Genomic DNA, 22,021 nt, shown 5'->3' on the forward strand with positions numbered 1-22,021 from the left:
CGGCCGGGCCCCGGTCAGTCGAGCAGCCGGTCGAGCAGCGCGCTGGCCTCCAGCACGGACAGCCCGCGCCCCTCGGTGAGGGCCGCCTCGAACACCGCGTCACCGAGCAGACCGCGCAGGCTCTCCTCGGCCCGCTCGCGTTCCACCCGGTCGAGGTAGCCGCCGCGCGGCCCGTTCATCCCGGCGTGCGCGCCGAACAGCACGGCGGCCCGGCGGGCCGCGTCCAGGTCCCCGTCGCGCAGGGCGAAGGCCTCCAGCACCCCGATCACCGGCGGCAGCAGCATCACCGACATCTGCTCGATGAACCCGCTCGCGCTGTGCGGCATCGCGCGCAGCAGCTCCCGCCCCTCGTCGACCAGTTCGAGCCCGCGCTCCGGATCGCCGCCGCGTGCGGTGACCCAGCCCCGGGTGACGGTCAGCATCCCGCCCACCACGTCCGGGGCGAACCCGCCGACCCGCGTCCAGCGCAGCGCGTCCAGCTCGGCCAGCGCCGCCGCGTGCTCGCCGCGCTGGGCCCGGATGCCGCAGAGCATCAGGTGCCCGAAGAGCAGCGCGCCGTTGGTCGCCTGGTTCTCGCCCGGCCGGATCTCCGCCAGCGCCTCGCGGATCCGGCGCTCCCCCCCGTCCAGGTCCTCGTCCAGCATCGCCAGGCCCAGGTGCACCCGAAGCATCGGCACCTCCTGCGGCGCCCCCAGCTCCTCGGCCAGCTCGATCGCCCGCCGGTACGCCTCGACCGCCTCCGCCGAACGCCCCTGGTTGGCCAGCGACTCGCCGCGCGCGGCCAGCGCCTGGGACATCCCCCACAGGTCGCCGGAGCGCCGGTAGAGCTCCAGCGACTCCTCGCCGTCCACGGTGCTCTGCTCCGCGCCGTCCGGCCAGTCGTTCATCATCTTGGCCCGGATCTGGAGGATGAACGCCAGGTCGCTGGGGCTGCCGTGCCGCCGGCAGCCCTCCACCGCCTCGTCCATCAGGTCCTTCACGCCGTCCAGCTCCCCGACCAGGAAGGTGCCGAAGACCCTCATCAGCCCGGGGAAGCGATAGGCCTGCGGCAGGTCCGGGGTGTAGGCCGCGATGACCTTCCGGGCGGTGGCGACCGCGTCCGGATCGGCCAGCACGTCCAGGTTGCCCTCGAACAGGCTGACCAGCCGGAAGATGACCACCGCCCGGCGGGCCTCGGCGGCCACCTCCGGCGGCATCGGCGACGGGTACTCCAGCACCCGCCGGTCCAGCGGCACCGCGAGGGCGTCCGGATCGAACGGGTCCGGGCCTATCTCCAGCACCGCCTCGTACCAGCGGCGGGCCTCCCGGCTGTAGCCGCGCAGCGACCAGTACCAGCTCATGCCCAGCGCCAGCACCAGGGCCTCGTCCTCGTCCCGGTGGTCGACGGCGCGGCGCAGCGCGGTCCGGATGTTGTCGTGCTCCCGCTCCAGCACCGCCAGCCAGTGCAGCTGCGCCGGGCCGTGCACGTTCAGCTCGGCGGTGCGGACCAGCTCGCGGAAGTACCGGACGTGCCGTCCCTCGGTCTCCCCGGTCTCCCCCGCCTCGGCCAGCCGCTCGACCGCGTACTCGTGGATCGTCTCCAGCATCCGGTAGCGTGGCGGGCCGTCCCCGTCCAGGTCGGCGACCAGCAGGGACTTGTCGACCAGCGAGAGCAGCAGGTCGGCGACCTCCTCACCGGGCACCTCGGTGCCGTCCGCGCAGACCGGCTCGGCCGACTCCAGCGTCCAGCCGCCGGCGAACACCGCCAGCCGGCGCAGCACCGCGCGCTCCTGCTTGCCCAGCAGGTCCCAGCTCCAGTCGACCACCGCGCGCAGCGTCTGCTGACGCGGCAGCAGGGTGCGGCTGCCGGCGGTGAGCAGGGCGAACCGGCCGTCCAGCCGGTCGGCGATCTGCCGGGCCGTCATCACCCGCAGCCGGGCGGCGGCCAGTTCGATGGCGAGCGGCAGGCCGTCCAGCCGGCGGCAGATCTCGGCGCAGGCCTCCGGGTCGACGCGCGGGTCGAAGCCGGGGCGGGCGGCGGCGGCCCGCTCGGCCAGCAGCCGCAGCGCCACCGGGTCGGGCAGCGGCTCCACCGGCAGCACGGTCTCCCCCGGCACGCCCAGCGGTTCGCGGCTGGTGGCCAGCACGGTCAGGCCGGGGCACTCGGTGAGCAGGGTCTCGGCCAGGTCGGCGGCGGACTGGATCAGGTGCTCGCAGTTGTCCAGGACGATCAGCATCCGGCGGCGCCCGCAGAACTCGACCAGCCGGCGCACCGGGTCGTCGGTGCGGGAGTCGATCACGTCGGCGACCATGCTGCCGCTGGTGTGCAGGACGGTCTCGCGCAGGCCGAGCGCCGAGACCACCGCGCCGGGCACCGCGTCCGGGCGCTCCAGCGGGGCCAGCTCGGCCAGCCAGACGCCGTCCGGCCAGTGCCCGGCGCCCTGCTCCAGACGGCCGGCCTCGACCGAGAGCCTGGTCTTGCCGGAGCCACCGGGGCCGGTGAGGGTGACCAGTCGGCTGGCGGCCAGCGTCGAGCGCAGGGCGGCCAGGTCGCTCTCCCGGCCGACGAAGCTGGTGAGCCGGCCACGCAGGTTGCCCGCGACGCGGGCCGGCGGCACCGGGGCGGAGGGCGCGGGCGCGGTGGCGACCGGTGGGGAGGCGGGCGGTGCGGGGGCCCGGACGGACGCCGGGGCGAGGGTCGGGGCGGGGGCCTCGACAGGGGAGAGCAGCTCGGCGTGGAGGGACTGCAGCGGGCGGCCCGGGTCGACGCCGAGCTCCTCCGCCAGCGCGCGCCGGGTGCGCTCGTAGTGGCGCAGCGCCTCCGCCGTCCGGTCGCTCTCGTGCAGCGCCCGCACCATCAGGTACTGCAGCGGCTCGTCCAGCGGCTGCCGCTCGCACAGCTCGGCGAGCTCGGCCACCAGGTCGGCGGCCCGGCCGAGGCCGAGGTCGGCGGTGATCCGGTGCCGGCGGACCTCCTCGCGCTGGGCCTCCAGCCGGGTGGCCGGGCCGGTGCGGTCCGGCAGGTCGGCGAGCGCCGGGCCGCGCCACAGCGCGAGCGCGGCCCGCAGCCGCTCGGCGGCCTCGCCGTGGTCGCCCCGGTCCAGTGCCCCGCGGCCCTCGGTGGCCAGCCGCTGGAACTCGGCGAGGTCGGTCACCGGGTCGGTCAGCCAGTAGCCGGCCGGGCCGGAGCCCACCCGGTCGCGGCCGATGGTGCGGCGCAGCCGGCCGACCAGGGTCTGCAGCGCCGCGGAGGAGTCCTGCGGCGGCTCGGCGTCCCACACCTCGTCCGCCAGCAGGTCGGCCGGCACCGGCCGCCCCTGCCGCAGGGCCAGCGCGGCGAGCAGCGCGCGCAGCCGGGCGCCGCCGAGCGGGACCGGGGTTCCGTCGTCGTGGTGGGCGGTGGTGGTACCGAGGATGCCGTAGTGCACTGCACCATTCTGGTGGATCGGCGGCGCCGCCCACTCGGATTTGTCCGGTCCCGTACCCTGATCCGACCCTGACCGGCCCCTGATTCCACGGCCGCGCAGGAACCGGTGCGCGGTTTCCCACGTTCACCCTGGGCGGCTTGTCCGCCGCGGGCGCGCCCGGCATGATCGGCCTCTGCCCCGTCCCACGCGACACCGACCACCGGAGCACCCACACCATGACCTTCGCCGCCACGCAGCGCTCCCGCAGCGAGGACCGCCGGATCAGTCCGGTGTTCTGGGCACTGCTCGCGATCCTCGTCACCTCCGCCGTGGCCGTCCACCAGGGTTACGGCAACATGCGGTTCGGGATCTTCCTGTTCGTGGTGGCGGGCTGGATGGTCTCGCTCTGCCTGCACGAGTACGCGCACGCGCGCACCGCGCTGCACGGCGGCGACATCTCGGTCGGCGCCAAGGGGTACCTGACCCTCAACCCCTTCAAGTACGCCAACGCGCTGCTCAGCTTCGTGCTGCCGATCGTCTTCGTACTGCTCGGCGGCATCGGCCTGCCCGGCGGCGCGGTCTGGATCGAGCGGCACCGGGTGCGGGGGCGGCTCAAGCACAGCCTGATCTCGGCCGCCGGACCGCTGGTGAACCTGCTGGCGGCCGTGCTGCTGCTGGTCCCGGTCGGGGCGGGCTGGCTCGACAACCCCTCGGTGCGCGCGGAGTGGAACGGCATCGAGCTGAATGTCTCGCCGTTCGCGCTGGCGCTGGGCTTCCTCGGCATGCTGCAGCTGAGCGCGACCCTGCTCAACCTGCTGCCGGTGCCCGGCCTGGACGGCTACGGGATCGTCGAGCCCTGGCTGTCGCTCAAGACCCGGCGGGCGATCGAGCCGTTCGCGCCGTACGGCATGCTGGCCGTCTTCGCGCTGCTCTGGCAGCCGGAGGTGAACCACTGGTTCTTCGAGGCCGTGTACGGCGTGATGGAACTGCTGGGCGTCGACCGCGCCTACGCGCAGGTGGGCCACGAGCTGTTCACGTTCTGGAAGAACTGACCGGGGTCGGGACCGGGGCTCAGGACTGCTCGGCGGCGGCCCGGGTCAGCTTCTCGCGGCGCAGGTTCATCCAGAGCACATTGCTGGCGATGCCCGCCATCGGGAGCCAGATGAGGCCGATCCACCAGCCCTGGACCGCGGAGACCACGGCGGCGGCCAGCGCGAGAACGGCGACGATCGAGGCGAGGACGGACGTGCGGGGCATGGCGGCAGACTCCTGGGGCCGGTGGACGGACGGCCTCCATTGTCGCCGACCTCACCTCCGGACCGGGTCCAGGGGTGAGGCCGGCGAGCCGGTGGTCGGACGCCCGTGATCGGACGCCGGTGGATCGGACGCCGGTGGATCAGACGTCGGTGATCCGCAGACCCGCGTGGGCCTTGTAGCGGCGGTTGACCGAGATCAGGTTGGCCACCAGCGACTCCACCTGGTGCGCGTTGCGCAGCCGGCCGGCGAAGACGCCGCGCATGCCGGGGATCCGGCCGGCCAGCGCCTGCACGATGTCGGTGGCGGCCCGCTCCTCGCCGAGCACCATCACGTCGGTGTCGATCCGCTCGATCGACTCGTCCTGGAGCAGCACCGCCGACAGGTGGTGGAAGGCCGCGGTCACCCGGGAGTCCGGCAGCAGGGCGGCGGCCTGCTGGGCGGCGCTGCCCTCCTCCGGGACGAGCGCGTAGGCACCCTGCTTGTCGAAGCCCAGCGGGTTGACGCAGTCCACCACGATCTTGCCGGCCAGCTCCTCGCGCAGCGCGGTGAGCGTGGCGGCGTGGCCGTCCCAGGGCACCGCGACGATCACGACGTCGCTCTCCCGGGCGGTGGCGGCGTTGTCCGCGCCGCGCACGCCGTGGCCGATCGCCTCCGCGGAGGCCTGCGCGCGGGCAGCGTCGCGCGATCCGATGATCACCTGCTGGCCGGCCTTGGCCAGCCGCAGGGCCAGCCCCCGCCCCTGGTCGCCGGTGCCGCCGAGCACGCCGACCACGAGCTGCGAGACGTCCGGCAGGTCATGGGCCGGGTTTGTCGCTGAATCGAGGGAAGTCATGGGCTGATCCTGTCAAACCCGGGGCCCCTCGCGTCATCCTGTCCGCCATGGACGCGGTGAGAGTTTCGGCACTACGGGAGCAACTGGCCGGGACGGGCTGGCTGGAGGCCGTCGGCGGCTTCGCCGGTGAGCTGCGGCGGGCGGTCTCCCGGCGGGGCGCGGACGGGCTGCTGCTGGTCGGCACCGAGGCGTACGAACCGTGGCACCTGGCCGCCCACTTGCAGGACGAGGCGATCTGGTCGGCCGTGCCCCGGCTGGCCCCGACCCTGCTGCGACACCGGGTCCCGGCGCAGGCACCGGCCCATCTGGCGCACGGCCTGCGCCGGCTGACCGAGGCCGGGCGGGGGGCGACCGTCCTGGTGGTCGCCCCGGCGGCGGCCGGGGAGGTGCTGCTGGAGCGGGTGCACGACGCCCGCCGGCACGGCGCGACGGTGCTGGCGCTGGACGGCGCCGGGCCCGGCGGCCCGGCCGGGTTCGGCACGTTGGGCGGGTTCAGCGAGTTGGGCGGGCCCGGTGAGCCGGGCGGAGTCGGTGAGCCGGCCGGGCTCGGTGAGCTGGCCGGGCTCGCGCACCGGCGGCTGGCCGTCGGCACGGCCGAGGAGGAACCGTTCGACCTGGCCCAGCACCTGGTCAGCGCCGCCGCCGGGCAGCGGCCCGCACGGCGCTCGGTCGCGCTGGAACGGCTGGCGGCGCTGGCCGGTCGGCTCACGGCGGGGCCGACGATCAACCGCTGGTAGGGCACCGCGACGGGCACGGCCACCGGGGCCCGGCCGCGAAAATGCGTTGCGGCCCGGCCGAACGCCCCGTCAGGATGGTCGCTCGTGAACGACGCCGACCCACCCCCGAACGGTCGGGCGAGCTCCCTGCTGCGCGCGGTCATCCCCGACCTCTCCCCCTGGCGCTCCTCGCGGGACTTCCGCCTGCTCTGGCTCTCCGGCTGTGTCACCAGCTTCGGCAGCTTCCTCACCTACGTCGCCGTGCCGCTGCAGATCAAGGACCTGACCGGCTCCTCCCTCGCGGTCGGCCTGGTCGGTGCCTTCGAGCTGGTCCCGCTGATCGTCTTCGGCCTCTGGGGCGGCGCCCTCGCCGACGCCCTGGACCGCCGCCGGCTGGTGCTGTTCGCCGAGGCCGCCCTCGGCCTGCTGAGCGTGCTGCTGCTGGCCAACGCGCTGCTGCCGACGCCCGTGCTGTGGCCGGTCTACCTGGTCGCCGCCCTCGTCGCCGCCGCCGACGGCCTCCAGCGCCCGTCACTGGACGCGCTCACCCCGCGGGTCGTGCGGCACGATCAGCTGGCCGCCGCATTTGCCCTCAACTCGCTCTACCGCAACGTCGGTTCGGTGGCCGGCCCGGCGCTGGCGGGCGTCGTGGTGACGTTCGCCGGGGTGCAGACCGCCTACGCGCTGGACGTCGCCACCTTCGGCGCCTCGCTGCTGCTGCTCGCCCGGATCCGCGCCGTACCGCCGCCGACCGGCGCCGAGAAGCCCTCGGTGCGGGCCGTGCTCACCGGCATCCGGTACGCCTGGAGCCGCAAGGACCTGCTGGGCACCTACGCGATCGACCTGTGCGCGATGCTGTTCGCCTTCCCGGTCGCGATCTTTCCGTTCCTGGCCTCCGAGTTGCACGCCGACTGGGCGCTCGGCCCGATGTACGCCGCCTCGGCGGTCGGCGCCATCGTCGTCTCGATGACCAGCGGCTGGACGTCCCGGGTGCACCGCCACGGCCGGCTGCTGCTGGCCGCCGCGCTCGGCTGGGGCGCCGCGATCGCGCTGGCGGGCCTGGCCGACTCGGTCTGGCCGGTGCTGTTCTGCCTGGCACTGGCCGGCGGCGCCGACGAGGTCAGCGGCATCGCCCGCTCCACGCTGTGGAACCAGTCGATCCCGGACGAGCTGCGCGGCCGGATGGCCGGCGTCGAGCTGCTCAGCTACTCGGTCGGGCCGCAGCTCGGCCAGGTCCGGGCGGGCGGCATGGCCGGAGTGGTCGGCGTCCGGGCCTCGGTGTGGATCGGCGGCGTCGCCTGCGTGGTGGGCGTGCTGGCCCTGGCCACCGCGCTGCCGCGGCTGCTCTCCTACGACGACCGCACCGACCCGAACGCGGCCGCCGTCCGCGCCCAGCACGAGCGGGCGGCGGCGGAGCGGGAGGCCGCCGAGGAGGCCGCGGCGGAGCAGGCGGCGGGCGCGTCCTGACCCGCCGCTCCCCCCGTCACCGCCCCTGCTCCCCCGCTCACTCCCCCCGCTCGTCCTCGGGCTTGTCGCTCCAGCGCGGGTCGTTCGTCCACTCCCGGTTGCGCAGCTCGGCGGTCTCCAGCGCGTGCGCCGCCTCCTCGCGGGTGGCGTACGGGCCGAGGCGGTCCTTCGCCGGGCACTCCGGGCCCTCCTCGACCTTGCCGTGCTTGATGCAGTAGAACCACTCGCCGGGCAGGCCGGTCGGCTTGTTGCGGCGGAATCCCAGGGGCATGGTGCGGTCACCTCCGTGTCTGCGGTCGCGGCTCCGCGTTCCCGGTGCGGCGCCGCGTCGTCCCGATCATTCCCCGCCCCGGCGCCGTCCGCACACCCGGACCCCGCGCCGGCGCCCGCCGCGGTACCGGCCACGGCGCCGCAGCCCCGCCAACTAGACTCGCCGCCATGGCACTCGTTCCCGGCATCCAGTCCCCCACCCGCAAGGTCCCGGCGCACATCGCGCGCCCCGAGTACGTCGGCAAGCCCGCCCCGGCGGCGTACACCGGGCCCGAGGTGCAGACCGCCGAGACCATCGAGAAGATGCGGATCGCCGGTGGGATCGCCGCCCGGGCGATGGCCGCGGCGGCCGAGCTGATCGCGCCCGGCGTCACCACGGACGCGCTGGACGCGGTCGCCCACGAGTACATGTGCGACCACGGCGCCTACCCGTCCGACCTCGGCTACCGGGGCTTCCCGAAGTCGGTCTGCACCTCGATCAACGAGGTCATCTGCCACGGCATCCCGGACTCGACCGTCCTCCAGGACGGCGACATCGTCAACATCGACGCCACCGCGTTCATCCACGGGGTGCACGGCGACCTCAACGCCACCTACCTGGTCGGCGATGTGGACGAGGAGTCCCGGCTGCTGGTCGAGCGGACCCGCGAGTCGCTCGACCGGGCGATCAAGGCGGTCAAGCCCGGCCGCCGGATCAACGTCATCGGGCGGGTCATCGAGTCCTACGCCAAGCGCTTCGACTACGGCGTGGTACGGGACTTCACCGGGCACGGCATCAACACGTCGTTCCACTCCGGCCTGATCGTCCCGCACTACGACAGCGAGCGGGCCACCGAGGTGATCAAGCCGGGGATGACCTTCACCATCGAGCCGATGCTCACCCTGGGCACCTACGACTACGAGGTCTGGCCGGACGGCTGGACCGTCGTCACCAAGGACCGCAAGCGCACCGCCCAGTTCGAGCACACCCTGGTCGTCACGGCGGACGGTGCGGAGATCCTCACCCTGCCGTAGCGGCGGGGCCGGGCCCTGGGGGCGCCGTCAGCCGATGAGCCACTGCTCCTCGGCGACGGCGCCCACCTCGGTGCAGGCGTCGGTCAGCACGTCCAGGACGCGCAGCGGGTCCGGCAGCGGCTGCTCGGGCCCGCGCAGCCACCGCACCTCGGAACCGTCCGGCAGCGCGGCCGGCGGCAGCAGGGTGTACGAGCCGCGGCAGTGCCAGCGCAGGCCGGGGTGCTCGGACATGGTGTCCGGGGTGGAGTCGAGGGCGCTCGGCCACCACTCGTCCTCGTCCACCGGGGTGCCGCGGGTGGCGGTGAAGAACAGGTAGCGGTCCTCGCCGACGGCGGCCACCGGACCCTCGACGCCGAGCGCGGTCAGCCGCTCCAGGGCGAGCCGCCCGGCCTCGGTCGGTACGTCCAGCACGTCGTGGACGCGGCCGGTGGCGGTGACGAAGTTGGCCAGCGGGTCGCGGGAGAGCCAGCGGGCGAGCTGCTCGGGATCGGTGGTGGCCTGGGTCTGCCAGGCGAAGGACACCGGGTGCTGGGCGGGGGCCGGACAGGCCACCCGGTCACAGGAACAGCGGTAACCGGCCGGATGGGCGGCGGGAGCGAGCGGGAACCCGGCGCGGACCGCGCCGAGCAGCTGGTCCAGTCTGGCCGCAGGGCTGTCGGTGGCCGCCGACCGGCCCCGCTCACGATCACGCTTCTGCCACCAGGCCGTCCACCTGCCGCCGGATTCCATCGGGCCCCTTCCGCGCATTGCCGTGCCTGGTGTGACACAGCGTTCGACGTACCACTCCGACGCAACGCACGGCGCCCCCCGCTGCTTCCCCGGGTGGTGCTCGGCCCTGCAGTCCCGCGCCCTGCCGGCCGGAGCCGGGGTAACCGGGCGGCCGACGCCGGGGTCACGGTACGGAGTCACTGCGGCACGACGGCTGCGGCTCGGCGGCCCGGCGGGCACGGTGAGGTGCGCCTCGCCCGGCCCGTACGGGCCCGCTGACCCGGGTGGACCCCGAGGGCGTAACAGGAAGGATAAGGGTGCGCGGGCCCTGTGGATGACCGGGGGCGGTGCCTCTCCGGTCACACTCCCGGCACCCGGCCGCCACACCGTCTCCGCCGCACCGCCGCGGGGTGAGACCCTGGTGGGGTGAAGAGCGCGGACACCGAATTCGTCGGCGGCCCCCTGGACGGCCGGATCCTCCCCATCCCGCTGGGGCCGATGTACGGCGTGCCCAAGAAGTACACCGTGCCGGTCCCCTCGCACGGGGACACCCCGGCGCGCACACTGGTGTACGTCCGGGCCAAGCAGCAGCGGGGCGCCCGCTGGTACTGGCGCTACGAGTACGACGAGGCGGCCACCGTCCGCGCTTCCGGGTGACGGCCGCCTCCCCGCGCGGGAGGACGGCGATGGCGAGGACCGTACGGCACCCGAGGACCCGCGCCGAGGCGGTGGCGCACCACAACCGGCAGGTGGCCGGGGTCACGGTCGGCCTGCTGGTGGTGATCAGCGTCTACAGCGCGGTGCTCGGCTCCAACGGCTGGCTCTGGTTCGGCTGGGCGGTGCTGCTGCTCGCGTGCGTGGCGCTGTTCGTCGTCCACCCCTGAGCAGCAGCACCCTGCGCGTCCGCGCCGGTCAGGCGTCCTCGGCCAGGATCAGGTAGAGCTTCTTGCGGGCCTCGTTGAGCACCTCCAGGCCCTTGGCGCGCTGCGCCTCGGTGCCCGTCGCCATGACCTGCCGGACGGCGTGCTCCACGGCGCCGAGCGCCTGGCCGACCTCCTGGACCGCGGCCCAGTCGATCTCCTGGCCGGCCTCGGCCCACGGCTCGTCCGGCCCGGCATCGGCCTCGGCGCGGCCCGCCTCGGTGAGCGAGACCAGCCGCTTGCCGCCGGTCTCCTCCGCCGTGACCAGGCCCTCCTCCTCCAGCAGCTGGAGGGTCGGGTAGACCGAGCCGGGGCTCGGCCGCCACGCCCCGCCGGACCGCTCGGCGATCTCGGCGATCATCTCGTAGCCGTGCATCGGCCGCTCCTTGAGCAGCGCCAGCAGCGAGGCGCGCACGTCCCCGCGCCGGGCCCGGCCACCGCGCCGGCCGCGGACCCACGGCGGCGGCCCGCCGAAACCGCCCCGGGCCCACGGCGGACCCGGCCGTCCACCCGGCCCACCGCCGAACGGCGGCGGCCCGAAGGGGCCGAACGCCCCCCGGCCCTCGGGGCGCTCACCGGGCATCCCGGCGAACTCCGGCCCGCGGCAACCGCCGGGGCCTCCCTCTCCACGGAATCGTCCTGGGCGCATCGCACCCACCTCCCGATCGGGCCGCTCCGGGGCGGCCCACTAGTCGATCACCAGACGATCGTTCGAGGCAGTCGAGTCACTGTCCCGATATCTCGACGATATATCGGTGACTGTCGACCGTCAACGCTTTCCGATACACCGTCCACCACCGCGCGGTACCCGGCCGATACGGTGCGGGGCATGGCCGGAGAACGAGACCTCACGACACTGCTGCGCGACCTGCGCCCCCAGCTCAACCCGGGGCGGTACGTCTACTGCACACTGCCCACCAAGGTGCCCGCCGGACTGCGGCCGGTGGCCACCGTCGCCGAACCCGAGGGGGTGACGGTGGTGGTCGCCCAGGAGGAGGCCGACGCCCTCGGCCTGCCCTACGAGTACGTCGCCGCCTGGATCACCCTGCGGGTCCACTCGGCGCTGGAGGCCGTCGGCCTGACCGCCGTCGTCGCCACCCGGCTGGCCGAGGAGGGGATCAGCTGCAACGTGGTCGCCAGCTACCACCACGACCACCTGTTCGTCGCCGCCGACGACGCCGACCGGGCCGTCCGCGTCCTGGAGGCCCGCGCCTGACGCGTCCGGGTGGCCGCCCAGCCGGAGGCCTCGGAGACTGGAGGGGCCGGGCACCGGCCCGGCCCGTCCCCCGCGCCCGGAAGGAAGTACGCCGCCATGGCCATCTGCATCACCTGCGGCAACGACTACTGGCTCGCCTTCGAGATCAAGACGGTCACCGGCGACGTCTACACCTTCGACAGCTTCGAGTGCGCGATGGAGAAGCTCGCGCCGCACTGCGAGCAGTGCAACGTCCGGATCGTCGGCCACGGCGTCGAAGTGGCCGGCATGTTCTTCTGCGGCGCCCACTGCGCCCGCGTCAACGGCGGGCTCGGCGCCCAGGTCCGCGACGCCGTCGGCACCCACCCGGGCTGACCCGGTCGTCGCGGTACGAAGAACCCCCCTGACCGGGCGGTTGGCCCGGTCGAAGGGGGAAGGGGGCGGAAGAGTCGGCCTGTACGCCGGGTTCTGTCACCCGGGCTGCTCGCGCGGCCCGGGGAGACGGCCATCCATCTAGGGCTGCCGTTGCCGACAGCCTCGTGCGGTCCACCCGCGGACTCGGGCGAGCAGCCCTCAAGCATCCGCGCACGGCGCCGTGAGGCACCGATCTTGACCTTGCTCCAGGTGGGGTTTACCGAGCCGGCCGGGTCACCCCGGTCGCTGGTGGTCTCTTACACCACCGTTTCACCCTTACCCGTCGCCGAAGCGGCGGGCGGTCTGTTTTCTGTGGCACTGTCCCGCGGGTCACCCCGGGTGGGCGTTACCCACCACCCTGCTCTGTGGAGCCCGGACGTTCCTCGGCGGGCCCTAGGACCCGTCGCGACCGCCCGGCCGGCTCTTCCGCCGTAGTGGTCATGGTAGCCGCTCGGGCGGGGCCTCCCGAACCCCGGGGCGGGTCAGCGGCGGGTCACCGCCGAGACGGGCGGCGACCCGGGTGGCGGTGGCGGTGCCCCAGGCGGAGGTGGTGACCAGGCCGAGCAGCCCGATCGTGGCGCCCAGGCCGGCGACGATGTACCAGCCCGCGTGGCTGGCCGGGGCGAAGCCGGAGGCGACCGTGCCGAGCACCGCCGAGGTGACCACGGTGCCGATCACCGCGACGCCGAGCGACTGGCCGACCTGCCGGCTGGTGGACGCGACGGCCGCCGCCACCCCCGCCTGGGCGCGCGGCATGCCGGAGACGGCGGCGTTGGTGATCGGCGCGTTCACGAAGCCGAAGCCGAAGCCGAACAGTCCGTACGCGGCCAGCAGCAGGCCCGGTGGGGAGTCCGCGGCCAGCCGGGTGAGCAGCAGGCCGCTGGCGACCAGGCCGAGGCCGGCCAGCACCAGCGGCACCCGTGGGCCGCGGGCGCCGACGATCCGGCCCGACAGCGGCGCGCAGACCAGCATCATCCCGGCCATCGGCAGCGTCCACAGGCCGGCCTCCACCGGGCTGTAGCCGCGGACGTCCTGCAGGTAGATGGTGTTCAGGAAGAGGAAGCCGCCGAGCGAGGCGAAGGCGCAGACGGCCGTCACGGTGGCGCCGGTGAACGGCGCGCTGCCGAAGAACCGCGGGTCGACCAGCGGCTCGGCGACCCGGCGCTCCCAGAGCGGGAAGGCCACCAGCGCGGCGAGCGCCGCCGCGGCCAGGCCGAGGATCAGCGGGGACGTCCAGCCGTGCGCGGGGCCCTCGATGATCGCGCCGGTGCCGCAGCCGAGCAGCACCATCATCAGCAGCTGCCCGACCGGGTCCAGCCGGCGGGCCCGGGGCGCACGCGACTCGGGGACGTAACGGGCGGTCAGCAGACAGGCCAGCAGACCGACCGGAACGTTGATCAGGAAGATCGCCGGCCAGCCCGCGGCGTGCACCAGGAAGCCGCCGAGCAGCGGTCCGAGCGCCATCGAGATGCCGACCACACCGCCCCAGACGCCGATCGCCCGGGCCCGTTCGCGCGGCTCGGTGAAGGTGTTGGTGATGATCGACATCGCCACCGGGTTGAGCATCGAGCCGCCGATCGCCTGCACCGCCCGGAACGCCACCAGCCACCCCAGGCCGGGCGCCAGGCTGCAGAGCAGCGAGCCGAGCACGAAGACCAGCAGGCCGGTCTGGAACACCCGGCGGCGCCCGAAGCGGTCGGCCAGCGAGCCGAACAGCATCAGCAGCGAGGCCAGTACCAGGGTGTAGGCGTCGATGATCCACTGCAGCCCGGAGGCGGGGGCCTCCAGGTCCCGCTGGATCTGCGGGAGGGCGATGTTCACGACGGTGTTGTCGAGCCCGACGATGAACAGGCTCAGGCAGCAGATCGCCAGGATGAGCTGCCGGCGGCGCCGCCCGGGATCGGCGGACGGCGGACTCATGGGGGTCGCTTCGCGCACGCGTCGATCCTCCCACCCGGGCGGGCGTCGACGGGCGACGAAGCGACCCGTCCGGGTGGCGAGGCCGGCCACCGCGAGCCGAGCGCCGGACCGCGCGCCGGGCGGTGGGCCGGGCAGTGGGCCGCGCGCCGGGCGCTTCGGCGCCCGGGCGGCGCGCGCGGGCCGGCGGGGTGGGGTGACCAGCCGTTTCCCGGGGCGGGGGCGGGTTGCGTAGGGTGGCGTGGTCGGTGGCCGTGGAGTGTGGAGGAGTCCGTCGTGCTGGTGCTGTTGCCGCCCTCGGAGGGGAAGGCCGCGTCCGGGGACGGTGTGCCGGTGGCGCTCGACGGGCTGTCGCTGCCCGGGCTGACGGCGGCGCGGGCGGAGGTGCTGGAGGCGCTGGTCTCGCTCTGCCGCGGGGACGAGGACGCCGCCGCGGGGGTGCTGGGGCTGAGCCCGGGCCTGCGCGGCGAGGTGGCGCGCAACGCGGGGCTGCCGACGGCGGGGGCGCTCCCGGCCGGGCAGGTGTACACCGGGGTGCTGTTCGACAACCTCGGGCTGGCGACGCTGGACGAGGCCGCATACGGCCGGGCCGAGCGGAGCCTGCTGGTCTTCTCCGGCCTCTGGGGCGCGGTGCGGATCGGCGACCGGATCCCGCCCTACCGCTGCTCGATGGGTGTGAAGCTTCCCGGGCCGGGGGCGCTCGGCGCGTACTGGCGGCGTGCGATGGCCGATGTGCTGCCGGAGGTCGCCGACGGCCTGGTGCTGGACCTGCGCTCCTCCGCCTACGCGGCGGCGTGGAAGCCGGCCGGCGAGGTGATCGCCCGGACGGCGACCGTGCGGGTGCTCCAGGAGCGGGACGGCCGGCGGACCGTCGTCAGCCACTTCAACAAGGCCACCAAGGGGCGGCTGGTCCGCGATCTGCTGGTGGCGGGCGCCGAGCCGAAGACGCCGGGTGAGCTGCTGGACGCGCTGACCGGGCTGGGCCACCGGGTGGAGGTCGCCGCCGAGGGCACCGCGCGCAAGCCCTGGCAGCTGGACGTGGTGGTCACCGAGGTGCACTGAGCGGACAGGCGTACGGGCGGACGCGCGAACAAGTGCACGGACAGGTGCACCGACGGGAACGCGCGCCGGGGGCCGGTCGGATCGGCCGACCGGCCCCCGGCGTTTCTCAGCGCAGGTGCCCGGTGTCGTTGAGCAGCCGTAGCGAGGCGTTGCCGTCCGCGTAGTACTGGACGGCGCAGAGCGAGGCGGCGGACAGCTCCATCCGGTACAGCGAGTCCGGCGGGGCGCCGAGCGCCAACCGGACCAGCGTCTTGATCGGGCTGACGTGCGAGACCACCAGCACGGTCCGTCCGGGGTGGCGGGCGAGGATCTTGTCCCGGGCTACCCCGACCCGGTGGGTGAGCGTGGCGAAGCTCTCGCCGCCGCCGGTCGGCCGCACCTTGGTGGAGCCGAGCCAGGCGGTGAGGTCGTCGGGGTACCGCTCCCGCGCCTCGGCGAAGGTCAGCCCCTCCCAGGCGCCGAAGTCGACCTCGCGCAGCCCCTCCTCGTACCGGACCTCCAGGCCCAGCCGGGCGGCGACGGTCTCCGCGGTCTGCCGGGCACGCCGCATCGGCGAGGCCACCACGGCCTGGACCGAGCCGCGCGCGGCGAGCGCCTCGGCCACCCGCTCGGCCTGCCAGCGGCCCTTCTCGGAGAGCTCCGGATCGGTGCCGCCGCTGCCGGAGAACCGCTTCTCCGGGGTCAGGTGGGTCTCGCCGTGCCGGAGCAGGACGAAGGTGGTCGGGGTGCCGAGGTCCGCCGTGTCCGCCCAGCCCGTCTTGGGCGCGGCGGTCTCCAGCGGCTCGGTCTCCGGCGGCTCCACCGGGGAGGGCGCGGAGGCGGCCACGGGCCGGGGCTCCCACTGGCGGCCGGCCTTGCCCGCGTCCATCGCCTCGTTGGCGAGCCGGTCGGCGTCCTTGTTCTGCTCGCGCGGGATCCAGGTGTACCGGACCCGCCCGCGCGGGAAGACCTCGCGGGCCTCGGCGGCGAGCGGCTGCATGTCCGGGTGCTTGATCTTCCAGCGGCCGGACATCTGCTCGACGACCAGCTTGGAGTCCATCCGGACGTCCACCGAGGCACCCGGGTCGATCTCCCGGGCCGCGCGCAGCCCGGCGATCAGCCCCTTGTACTCGGCCACGTTGTTGGTCGCGTGCCCGATGAACTCGGCCGCCTCGGCGAGGAGCTGCCCGGTGTCGCCGTCGCGGACCACCGCGCCGTAGCCGGCCGGCCCCGGGTTGCCCCGGGAGCCGCCGTCCGCCTCGACGACGAACCTGCGCGCCGCCACCGGCTCAGACGCCGGAGTCGGCGGTGCGGACCAGGATCCGCGAGCAGTTCTCGCAGCGGACCACCTTGTCGGCCGGCTCGGCCTTGATGGAGTTGAGCTCGGTGATCGAGAACTCGGTGCGGCAGCCCTCGCAGCGGCGCTGGTAGAGCCGGGCCGCGCCGACGCCGCCCTGGGTCTCGCGCAGCTTGCTGTAGACCTTCATGAGGTCGGCCGGGATGACGGCGGCGACGGCCTCGCGGTCACGCTTGACCTTCTCCACCTCGGCGTCGATCTCGGCGTACGCGGCGTCCCGGCGGCCCTCGGCCTCGGTCAGCACGACGGTGGAGTGCTCCAGGCGGGCGGACAGCTCGGTGGTACGGGTCTGGGCGGACTCCAGCCGCTCCATGATCTCCAGCACGACCTCCTCCAGGTCGCCCTGGCGCTTGGCCAGCGACCCGATCTCGTGCTGGAGGTTCTCCAGGTCCTTGGGCGAGGTGATCGCACCGGAGTCCAGGCGCTGCTGGTTGCGGGCGGCCCGGGTACGGACCTGCTCCACGTCCGCTTCGGCCTTGGTGAGCTCGCGGGTGGTGTCGCCGTGCTGGGCCTCGGCGGCGACCACCAAGTCCTTGAGGGCGGTGTGGTCGGCGTTGACCTTGTCGATCTCCGCGTGCTCGGGCAGGCTGCGCCGCCGGTGGGCCAGCTGGTCGAGCTTGGAGTCGATGGCCTGGAGGTCGAGCAGGCGGATCTGGTCGGCGGGCGCGGCGTTCAAGCGGAGAGCTCCTGTGAATCGGGTCAGGCGGGGAAGGACATGGGGGCGTGCGCGGTCCACGGGTCGGTGACCGTGCGGGAGACCCGGGTCTCCACGGTCCAGCCGTGCTTCTCGACGGCGCCGTGCAGCGCCCGCTCGGCCAGCGGCAGCCAGGGCCACTCGGTGGCCCAGTGCGCGGCGTCGACCAGGGCGACCGGCGCCGCCTCGGCGGCCTCGGAGGCGGGGTGGTGGCGCAGGTCGGCGGTCAGGTAGGCGTCCACGCCCGCCGCGCGCACCTCGGCGAACAGGCTGTCGCCCGAGCCGCCGCACACCGCGACCCGGCTGACCAGACGGTTCGGATCGCCGGAGACCCGTACACCGGCGGCGGTGGCCGGCAGCCCCTTGGCGACGTTCGCGGCGAACGCCGCGAGGGTCAGCGGGGGCTCCAGCAGGCCGATCCGCCCGGTGCCGCGCCGGCCCAGCGGGTCGGTCGGGTCCGGCACCAGCGGTCCGGTGACGCTCAGGCCGACCGCCTCGGCGAGCGCGTCCGAGACGCCCGGGTCGGCGTGGTCGGCGTTGGTGTGCGCCACGTGCAGGGCGATCCCGTTGCGGATCAGGGTGTGCACGACGCGGCCCTTGAAGGTGGTCGCGGCGACGGTGGTGGTGCCCCGCAGGTACAGCGGGTGGTGGGTGACCACCAGGTCGGCCCCCCACTCGACGGCCTCGTCGACGACCGCCTGCACGGGGTCGACGGCGAAGAGGACGCGGCGGACCTCGGCCTGAGGGTCTCCGCAGACCAGGCCGACGGCGTCCCAGGACTCCGCCCACCGCGGCGGGTACAGCTCTTCGAGGGCGGTGATGACGTCGGACAGTTTCGGCACCTGTCGAGACTACCGTGCGCGGGGGCGGCGGCGGTCCGCCCGGTTCGCCGCCACGGCCCGCGCCGGGGCGGTGCCCCTCGGTGGGCGGGGCGTACGGATGCGCGTCAACCCGCGCTACGGCGTGCGCGGGCGGCCGGCGCGGCCCCGTTCGACCGGCGCGCGGGGGCGGTGCGCACGGGACGGCGGGGCGTGCGCCGGGCACACCGGGCCGTTCGCACGAATTCGAAACAGCACCGGGATCACCCTTACGAGTGAAGTGACCGGCTTCGGATTGAGCATCCCTCGCTACCGAAAGTAACTTCTCCTCTGCGAACGGGAGTTGCCCGACCAGGGGGTCGGCGAGGCGCTCCGCCGGAGGGACGGGCCCGGGTGAGGCAGGGCTGTCCGGGCCGCGCGGCGGACGCGGCCGGGGCGGTGCCGACGGTGTCGGCCGCCGCCGGGGCAGCACACCCGGGCAGTTCCGAGGAACCGATGTCAGGCCGTGGCCGCGCGCCCCGGTGCCGGAGCAGTGGGCACCGACGGGGCGCGCCGGCACCGGACGAAGGGATGTGGTGGCGAATGGTGGCGAGCACATCGTTTCGTACGGCCGGAGGAACGGACTCGGCGGGCCACGGGCCGGATGCGGCCGACCGGTGGCCCGAGCCGACGCGGACGGCGCCGGCCGTCACCGGAGGCCGGGGAGGCGGCGGGGACGCGCGGGTCGGCGGGCAGGCCGACTGGCGGGTCACCGTCGAGGGCTTCTGGTGCACGGCCGGGCCGTCCGCGGGCGAGCTCCCCGACGAGGGCTGGAAGCCGCACGTCAGCGCCGCCTCGGCGGTCGGCGGCGCGGTGCTCGCGACCGTCACCGAGGTGCTCGCCGAGGACCCGTGCGCGTTCAGGTCCGCGGCCGGCCCGGCGCAGCTGCACCGACTCAACTCGCGCGACAGCGCACGGGGTTCGGCCGGAAGGTGCATCACCGTCCATCCGGGGGGCGAACCGCGGCTCCGGCGGCCGGCCGCCGCGCTGCACCGGGCCACCGACGGCCTGCCCGGTCCTGCGGTGCTCTCCGACCGCCCGTACCGGCCGGGCGCGGGCCGGGCGACGCCGCGGCGGCGCGGCAGCGGCGGGGTGCTGCCGGCCGGGCGGTACGTGGTCACCGGGGCGATCCGGCACGGCGCCAAGGGCGGCGTCCTCCGCGGCCGGGAGACCGACGGCGGCGCCGAGGTCGTGGTCAGGCAGACCCGCGCGCACATCGAGGTGGACCACGCCGGCGCGGACGCGCGCGCCGCGCTGCGGCACGAGGCCGACCCGCTCGCCCGCCCGGAGGGCCGGGAACCGGCGCCGCGCCCGGTCGAACCCGTCGAACAGGACGACGCGCTCCACCTCGTGCAGGAACGAATCGCCGGAGAGCCGCTGGGCAGCCGGGCCGGCAGCCGCGCCGATGCGGCCGGCACCCCCGGCTGCCGTGCCCCCGAGCAGGGCCTGGAGCGGCTCGCCGCCGCCCCGGACCCGACCGGGACGGTGGCGGCATGACCGTGGCCGCCCGCGCCGCCACCCAGGCACTGCGCCGGCTCGGCTTCACCTTCGCCGCCGACGGCAGCCACGCCGCCTGCCTGGCCTCCGCCGCCGACGGCGGCTGGTACGTGGAGAGTTGGCGCCTCCCGCTGGACGGACCCGCCGTCCCGACCGGCCTGCGACTGCCGGGCAACCGCTTCGAGAGCTTCCGCTCACAACTGGTTGCCCTGCCGGACGGTTCGGCGCTGGTCTGCCGGCACGACGGCGAACGACAGCAGCTGGTGACGCTCCGCCCCGACACCGACCCCAGCGGTCAAGCCGTCACCGCTGAGCGGCCGTTGACCACACTGAGGATGCCCGGCCTGCGCCTGCTGCCGCTCCCGGAGGGCGCGCCGTCCGGCCCCGGCGCACCGGTCGCGGTGGCCCTGGGCAGCGACACCCGGCCGGCCACCACCGTCTGGCTGGTGAGGGCCGACGGATCCGCGCCGCAGCAGGTCGCCGAGATCCCGGGCCTGCACGGCGGCGGCGTCTGGCTGGACCGCACCGGCGCGCTGCTGGCGCTCGACCGGGTGCGCGACGGCCTGGTCCGCACCGTGGTGCTCGACCTGCGCAGCGGCACCGTCACCCCGCTGCTGGAGATCGGCGGCCACAGCAACGACCGGCTGGTGCTGTTCGACCCGGACAGCCGGTTCGCGATGGTGCGCAGCGACGCACCCGGCACCGACCGGATCGGCTGGGGCGTGCTGGGCGGCGGCGAACCGCTGCGGTTCCCGGAAGCCCTGCACGTCGCGGGCATGTTCCTGCGACCGGTGGCGCTGCGACCGGACGCGGACGGGCCCCGGGTGGCCGTCCAGGTCGACCACGGCGCGGGCTGCTCGCTCGCCCTGTGGCGGCCGACCGCCGGACGGCTGGACCCGCTGCCCGTCCCGCCGGGGCGGCTCGGCGCGGTGGGGCACTGGTCGGCGGGCGGGCTGCGGGTGCCGTACTCGGCGCCCGACCACCCGACCGCACTCGCCACGCTGGACGTGGACGCGCTGCTGGCGCACGTCCCGGCCGGAGCCGCGTCCGGCCCCGTGCCGGTGCCGCTCCCGCTGCAACTGGCGCCGCTCGGCTCCGGCCTGCCCGGACCGTGGCGGGACACCGTGCCACCCTGGCGGCCCGGCGCCGTCGGACGCGCCAACACCTCGGCGCCGCCGCCCGGCTGGCGTCTTGACGGGTCCGCCGAGCCGAGTGACGGCGGCCGGTGGCGCCCCGCCCAGAGCATCGAACTCGCGGGACCGGAAGGACCGTTGGAGGCCGTGGTGTACGGCGGGGACGCCTGGCTGAGCAGTCCGCACCTGGTGCTGGCCCTGCACGGCGGCCCGGCGGACGCCTGGCGACTGGAGTTCGATCCGGCCCTGCAGCGGATGGCGGCCGAGGGCCTGGCGGTGCTCGCGCCGAACCAACGCGGTTCCACGGGCTACGGGTTGGCGCACGCGATGGCCATCCGGGGCACCTGGGGCGGGCCCGACCTCGACGACGTGCTGCACCTGCTGGAGGCCGTCGCCGGTCAGCGCGCGGCGCTCGGCCTGGAGCCGCCGGCCCTGTTCGGGGTCAGCTACGGCGCGTTCCTCGCCCTGCTCGCCGCCGCACACGCGCCGGCCGGCCAGGTGACGCGCTGCGCGGTCGTCGCACCGTTCCTCTCCGGCGGCCGGCTCCTGGCCGAAGCGTCCTCCTCCGTCCGGGCGTTGACCACCCGGCTGGGCGGCGGCGAGCCGATCGCGGACGCCCGGGGACCGCGCGACGTGCTCCAGCTGGCGCACCGGATCGGCGCACCGCTGCTGATCGTGCACGGCGACCGCGACGAGGTCGTCCCGGTGAGCCAATCGCGTTCACTGCGCCACGAGTTGCTGCGCATCGGACGCACGGAGGGCACCGACTTCCGCTACGTCGAGGCGGCGGGCGCCGGACACGAGGTCCTGGCCGAGGAGGGCGGAGCGGTCCTGCACGAGCTGCTCGCCACCTTCCTGCGCACCGGCCGCCCGGGCTGAGCATTCCACCCCGGCATCTCCCCCGCCCAGGAAGTCGGATCCGCCGACTTCCCACTCCGCAGCGCCCCACCGCCCGGGTGTCGCAGTGCCGTGCCCGGTGCGTGTTCGGGACCGTTCGGGGCCGTGCCGTTCCCCGGATGGCCGTCATGATCTCGATAGGATCTCGCCCGGTCCGGCGGTTAGGGTGGCGGCCGGGGTGCGGGCGCGATCACCGGCCATGCCCCGACCGCGCCCGCGATGTGCCGGCCGGGCGCCGATACACCTGCACCCTCGCAAGGAAAAGACGATTCTGATGTCCGACACCCTCACCGACACCACCGGACCCGCCAGCGGGACCGACGCCGACGAGACCACGGCCGAGGACACCGCGTCGCACGGCCGTCACCGCGGCCGGTCCGCAGCCGACGACAGCCCCGAGGCCGATCCGCACGGCCGCCACCGTGCCGCCGGAGACGACCGGGGCTGAG

The 22,021-nt window shown here is 75.0% G+C and carries 22 protein-coding genes and 1 other RNA gene; 12 read left to right on the plus strand and 11 right to left on the minus strand.

The features are described from left to right. Window positions 1-14: 14 nt before the first annotated feature. Complete coding sequence (locus ACFVVU_RS28780) at window positions 15-3,407, minus strand: BTAD domain-containing putative transcriptional regulator (protein WP_387793164.1); 3,393 nt, start codon at window positions 3,405-3,407, stop codon at window positions 15-17. Between the two features lie 215 nt (window positions 3,408-3,622). Here ACFVVU_RS28780 and ACFVVU_RS28785 point away from each other — a divergent pair, with 215 nt between their 5' ends. Further along, window positions 3,623-4,438, plus strand: a complete 816-nt coding sequence (locus tag ACFVVU_RS28785) for a site-2 protease family protein (RefSeq protein WP_380684731.1) — start codon at window positions 3,623-3,625, stop codon at window positions 4,436-4,438. Window positions 4,439-4,457: 19 nt separating this feature from the next. Here ACFVVU_RS28785 and ACFVVU_RS28790 read toward each other — a convergent pair whose 3' ends face one another. Continuing rightward, entirely contained in the window at window positions 4,458-4,643 is a 186-nt protein-coding gene (locus tag ACFVVU_RS28790) for a hypothetical protein (protein ID WP_380684721.1), read from the minus strand. Between the two features lie 139 nt (window positions 4,644-4,782). Then, window positions 4,783-5,475 (minus strand): NADPH-dependent F420 reductase, encoded by a 693-nt coding sequence (npdG, locus tag ACFVVU_RS28795; protein WP_380684722.1) that lies wholly within the window; start codon window positions 5,473-5,475, stop codon window positions 4,783-4,785. 47 nt (window positions 5,476-5,522) lie between these two features. Here npdG and ACFVVU_RS28800 point away from each other — a divergent pair, with 47 nt between their 5' ends. Both ACFVVU_RS28800 and ACFVVU_RS28805 read left to right on the plus strand, forming a co-directional pair. Beyond that, window positions 5,523-6,212, plus strand: a complete 690-nt coding sequence (locus ACFVVU_RS28800) for a hypothetical protein (protein ID WP_380684723.1) — start codon at window positions 5,523-5,525, stop codon at window positions 6,210-6,212. Window positions 6,213-6,296: 84 nt separating this feature from the next. Continuing rightward, window positions 6,297-7,658, plus strand: coding sequence for an MFS transporter (locus ACFVVU_RS28805; RefSeq protein WP_380684724.1), 1,362 nt, complete (start codon window positions 6,297-6,299; stop codon window positions 7,656-7,658). Window positions 7,659-7,695: 37 nt separating this feature from the next. Here the strand turns inward: ACFVVU_RS28805 and ACFVVU_RS28810 are convergent, their stop codons facing one another. Continuing rightward, complete coding sequence (locus ACFVVU_RS28810; RefSeq protein WP_380684725.1) at window positions 7,696-7,929, minus strand: hypothetical protein; 234 nt, start codon at window positions 7,927-7,929, stop codon at window positions 7,696-7,698. Between the two features lie 167 nt (window positions 7,930-8,096). Between ACFVVU_RS28810 and map the strand changes: the two genes are divergently transcribed. Next, window positions 8,097-8,942, plus strand: a complete 846-nt coding sequence (gene map, locus ACFVVU_RS28815) for a type I methionyl aminopeptidase (protein ID WP_380684726.1) — start codon at window positions 8,097-8,099, stop codon at window positions 8,940-8,942. A gap of 27 nt (window positions 8,943-8,969) precedes the next feature. Here map and ACFVVU_RS28820 read toward each other — a convergent pair whose 3' ends face one another. Next, window positions 8,970-9,671 (minus strand): bifunctional DNA primase/polymerase, encoded by a 702-nt coding sequence (locus ACFVVU_RS28820; protein ID WP_355361968.1) that lies wholly within the window; start codon window positions 9,669-9,671, stop codon window positions 8,970-8,972. 405 nt (window positions 9,672-10,076) lie between these two features. Between ACFVVU_RS28820 and ACFVVU_RS28825 the strand changes: the two genes are divergently transcribed. Both ACFVVU_RS28825 and ACFVVU_RS28830 read left to right on the plus strand, forming a co-directional pair. Continuing rightward, window positions 10,077-10,307 (plus strand): hypothetical protein, encoded by a 231-nt coding sequence (locus ACFVVU_RS28825; RefSeq protein ID WP_380684727.1) that lies wholly within the window; start codon window positions 10,077-10,079, stop codon window positions 10,305-10,307. A gap of 29 nt (window positions 10,308-10,336) precedes the next feature. After that, entirely contained in the window at window positions 10,337-10,534 is a 198-nt protein-coding gene (locus ACFVVU_RS28830) for a hypothetical protein (protein WP_380684728.1), read from the plus strand. Between the two features lie 28 nt (window positions 10,535-10,562). Here ACFVVU_RS28830 and ACFVVU_RS28835 read toward each other — a convergent pair whose 3' ends face one another. Then, window positions 10,563-11,219, minus strand: coding sequence for a PadR family transcriptional regulator (locus ACFVVU_RS28835; RefSeq protein WP_380684729.1), 657 nt, complete (start codon window positions 11,217-11,219; stop codon window positions 10,563-10,565). 180 nt (window positions 11,220-11,399) lie between these two features. Here ACFVVU_RS28835 and ACFVVU_RS28840 point away from each other — a divergent pair, with 180 nt between their 5' ends. Beyond that, window positions 11,400-11,786 carry an ACT domain-containing protein gene (locus ACFVVU_RS28840; protein WP_387793169.1) on the plus strand — a complete coding sequence of 129 codons (387 nt, stop codon included), beginning with the start codon at window positions 11,400-11,402 and terminating at the stop codon, window positions 11,784-11,786. Window positions 11,787-11,882: 96 nt separating this feature from the next. Beyond that, entirely contained in the window at window positions 11,883-12,140 is a 258-nt protein-coding gene (locus ACFVVU_RS28845) for a Prokaryotic metallothionein (protein WP_355361978.1), read from the plus strand. Window positions 12,141-12,206: 66 nt separating this feature from the next. Here ACFVVU_RS28845 and rnpB read toward each other — a convergent pair. After that, window positions 12,207-12,604, minus strand: an RNA gene (rnpB, locus tag ACFVVU_RS28850) — RNase P RNA component class A. 13 nt (window positions 12,605-12,617) lie between these two features. Further along, window positions 12,618-14,099, minus strand: coding sequence for an MFS transporter (locus ACFVVU_RS28855; protein ID WP_387793244.1), 1,482 nt, complete (start codon window positions 14,097-14,099; stop codon window positions 12,618-12,620). Between the two features lie 273 nt (window positions 14,100-14,372). Here ACFVVU_RS28855 and yaaA point away from each other — a divergent pair, with 273 nt between their 5' ends. Further along, window positions 14,373-15,158, plus strand: a complete 786-nt coding sequence (gene yaaA / locus ACFVVU_RS28860) for a peroxide stress protein YaaA (protein ID WP_387793171.1) — start codon at window positions 14,373-14,375, stop codon at window positions 15,156-15,158. A 106-nt stretch (window positions 15,159-15,264) separates the two neighbouring features. Here the strand turns inward: yaaA and ACFVVU_RS28865 are convergent, their stop codons facing one another. Genes ACFVVU_RS28865 through ACFVVU_RS28875 form a run of 3 tightly spaced genes read right to left on the minus strand, consistent with a single transcriptional unit; the run spans window position 15,265 to window position 18,030 of the window. After that, window positions 15,265-16,422, minus strand: a complete 1,158-nt coding sequence (locus ACFVVU_RS28865) for a bifunctional RNase H/acid phosphatase (protein ID WP_387793173.1) — start codon at window positions 16,420-16,422, stop codon at window positions 15,265-15,267. Window positions 16,423-16,426: 4 nt separating this feature from the next. Then, the gene (locus ACFVVU_RS28870; protein ID WP_380687491.1) at window positions 16,427-17,170 is read right to left on the minus strand and encodes a zinc ribbon domain-containing protein; all 744 of its coding nucleotides are present in this window, start codon (window positions 17,168-17,170) and stop codon (window positions 16,427-16,429) included. Window positions 17,171-17,193: 23 nt separating this feature from the next. Further along, window positions 17,194-18,030 carry a Nif3-like dinuclear metal center hexameric protein gene (locus ACFVVU_RS28875; RefSeq protein ID WP_380687493.1) on the minus strand — a complete coding sequence of 279 codons (837 nt, stop codon included), beginning with the start codon at window positions 18,028-18,030 and terminating at the stop codon, window positions 17,194-17,196. A 558-nt stretch (window positions 18,031-18,588) separates the two neighbouring features. On the opposite strand from ACFVVU_RS28875, the gene ACFVVU_RS28880 reads away from it, so the two are divergent. The 3 genes from ACFVVU_RS28880 to ACFVVU_RS28890 all read left to right on the plus strand — a co-directional run bounded on the left by ACFVVU_RS28880 (window position 18,589) and on the right by ACFVVU_RS28890 (window position 22,020). After that, entirely contained in the window at window positions 18,589-19,542 is a 954-nt protein-coding gene (locus ACFVVU_RS28880; protein WP_387793175.1) for a hypothetical protein, read from the plus strand. Next, a complete protein-coding gene (locus tag ACFVVU_RS28885) occupies window positions 19,539-21,554 on the plus strand; it encodes an alpha/beta fold hydrolase (protein WP_387793177.1) in 2,016 nt (671 codons plus the stop codon). Before ACFVVU_RS28880 ends, ACFVVU_RS28885 begins: the two co-directional genes overlap by 4 nt. A gap of 292 nt (window positions 21,555-21,846) precedes the next feature. After that, entirely contained in the window at window positions 21,847-22,020 is a 174-nt protein-coding gene (locus ACFVVU_RS28890; protein WP_380687499.1) for a hypothetical protein, read from the plus strand. Window position 22,021 lies beyond the last annotated feature (1 nt).

Source organism: Kitasatospora sp. NPDC057965, from assembly GCF_042887135.1.
Classification (GTDB): domain Bacteria; phylum Actinomycetota; class Actinomycetes; order Streptomycetales; family Streptomycetaceae; genus Kitasatospora.